At 53.2% G+C, this 2,546-nt stretch carries 2 protein-coding genes; both read right to left on the bottom strand.

All coding sequences use genetic code 11. From position 1 onward, the window contains the following. Positions 1-1,470 (bottom strand): cytochrome c oxidase subunit I (locus RMSM_RS32675; RefSeq protein WP_008707820.1); only part of this gene is annotated, 1,470 nt, incomplete at its 3' end. A gap of 186 nt (positions 1,471-1,656) precedes the next feature. Further along, the coding region (locus tag RMSM_RS32670; protein ID WP_144058125.1) for a cytochrome c oxidase subunit II at positions 1,657-2,546 on the bottom strand (890 nt) is incomplete at its 5' end.

The raw sequence follows: 2,546 nt of genomic DNA, 5'->3' as shown, positions 1-2,546 counted from the left end.
GAACGCAACCAAGATGCCAAAGCCCAGCAGCAACGCACCATAGGTGCTCATTTGGTGCAGGAAAGCAAACTCAGGATCGTACGTGGCGTAACGTCGTGGCATCCCACGGCTACCAAGCACGAATTGGGGCAAGAAGGTCAGGTTGAATCCGAGGAAGACAAGCACGGCCGAAATCCGGCCACCGGTCTCGTTGTACAGTTTGCCAAACAACTTCGGCCACCAATGGAACACACCACCGAGAAACGCAACCAACGTTCCACCCACCATCACATAGTGAAAGTGAGCGACCACAAAATAGGTGTCGTGCAAGTGTTGGTCGGTCGCCAAGGTTCCCAGGTGCAACCCGGTCAAACCACCAATCGTGAACAAGAAGATGAACGAGATGCCGTAGCACATCGGGCTGGTCAAACTAATCGACCCTTTGTACATCGTCGCCAACCAGTTAAACACCTTGATCGCCGATGGGATCGAAACCGTAAAGGTCAACGCACTGAACACGATCGTCGTCAGCGAGCTCATTCCGGCGGTGAACATGTGGTGTCCCCAAACCAGGAAGCCCAGTAATGCGATCGCGATGGACGAGTAGGCAATAAAGCGATAACCGAAGATATGTTTGTGGCTGTGCACACTGATGATTTCGCTGATGATACCGAAAGCAGGCAAAATCATGATGTATACGGCGGGGTGACTGTAGAACCAGAAAAAGTGCTGGTAGGTCACCGGGTCGCCATTAAATTCAGGATTGAAAATCCCGATCTGCATTGTTCGTTCGGCGATCAGCAGTAGCAATGTGATACCGAGAACAGGTGTCGCCAAAACTTGGATAATGCTGGTCGCGTAGGTTGCCCACAGGAACAACGGCATGCGGAACCATGTCATCCCCGGCGGACGCATCGTGTTAATCGTGACGATGAAGTTCAAACCGGTAAAGATCGAACTAAACCCGAGAATGAATGCCCCCATGGTGGCCATGATGACCGAGGTGTCCGTCGTCGTACTGTAAGGCGTGTAGAACGTCCAACCTGTATCGAGCCCGCTCGAAAACAGAGCCATGACGAAGAAGATGGCACCGAAAACCCATAGGTAGAAACTACTTAAGTTCAACCTCGGAAAGGCCACGTCCTTGGCCCCCAGCATCACCGGAACCAGAAAGTTACCGAGTGCCGCCGGGATACTTGGGATGATGAACAAGAACACCATGATCGCGCCATGCAGCGTGAACACTTGGTTGTAAATGTTATTGGCGTTCGCACCTTGGAACATCCAGCCTTCGGGATCCATCAAATGCAAGCGAATCGCCAACGCCAGCAGACCACCCAACGCGAACGAGACCGTGACCCCGATCAGGTACATCACGCCAATTCGTTTGTGGTCCAGCGTGAACATCCAACTCAGAATCCCTTTGGAATTCGTCAGATAGTTTTCTCGCTCGGTGGGAAACCCAGGGTCGCGAACGGTTCCAGTAGACATCTCAAATACCTCGTCGAACGCAGGAAATGCGTCAATCTTCTATCGTTGAGCCGACAAACGTCGGTCGTTATTTCAAATGGTTGGTTGTCACAGCTTCATTCTGAAGGCTGCCGCGGTGGGGCTCAAGGACGTTTTTTCTCGATCTGTGAAACAGACGACTGAAAACGAACATCCCGTTCACCCCGCTTACTCTGTTTCGTCTTCCGTCGCTTCCTCGGCCGAGGCGTCGGATGCTACCTCGGCATTGGCCGACAACGTCTTGATGTAGGCCACCAACGAATCAAGGTCGTCGTCGCTCAGTTGCCCTTTGTAACTAGGCATTACCGGTTGGAATCCGGCAACGACCTTCGCTTTTGGTACCAGAATCGACTCGCGAACATAATTTTCGTCCATCACGACCGTCTCGCCATTGGCCAATTTGCGAGGCGTGCCAAACGCGTCTTTGTAGGTTGGGCCGGTTCCGCTTGTTCCATCGACGGTGTGGCAACCGATGCAACCGCGACGGGCATACAATTTCTCGCCGTACGCTTCGAGCGTGTCGCTGCCACGGCTGCTGTATTTTTTGATCCAAGCGTCAAGGTCTTCACGCGTTTCGTGAACCACGACAACGGTTTGCATTTGCGAATGGTCTTGGCCGCAGTACTCTGCACAGTACAGGTCGTAGAAGCGGTAGCCATCGGGGGTGAACTGCCACTTGTCGTAATCCCAGGCTGTGGCACTCTCTTCGGTCCACTTGGTTGCCTCGGCGAGTTCTTTGTCGCTGACCTTCTCGGTCACCTTGGTGGGGTGGAACCACATGTAGTTGTAGCGACCGGGAACCACGTCTTTCTTGGCGCGGAACGCCGGGATGTACAAGCTGTGAATGACGTCGCTGCTCTGCATCGTCAATTTGACTGGCTCGTTAACCAGCAAGTGCAATTCAGGGTGGTAGGTACCGCGGCCGTAATCCATCGACCAACTCCACTTGGACGATTGCACTCCGATCTCGTTGGCACCTTCAGGAATCGTTCGCATGTCCAAATAGGCTCGTGCACCCATCACAAACATACCGACCATGAAAATCGAAGGGCCAATCG

Origin of the sequence: Rhodopirellula maiorica SM1 (assembly GCF_000346295.1) — a bacterium.
GTDB classification, from domain to species: domain Bacteria; phylum Planctomycetota; class Planctomycetia; order Pirellulales; family Pirellulaceae; genus Novipirellula; species Novipirellula maiorica.
Note: the sequence above shows the minus strand (reverse complement) of the source record. Positions and strands in the feature narration are given on the sequence as shown.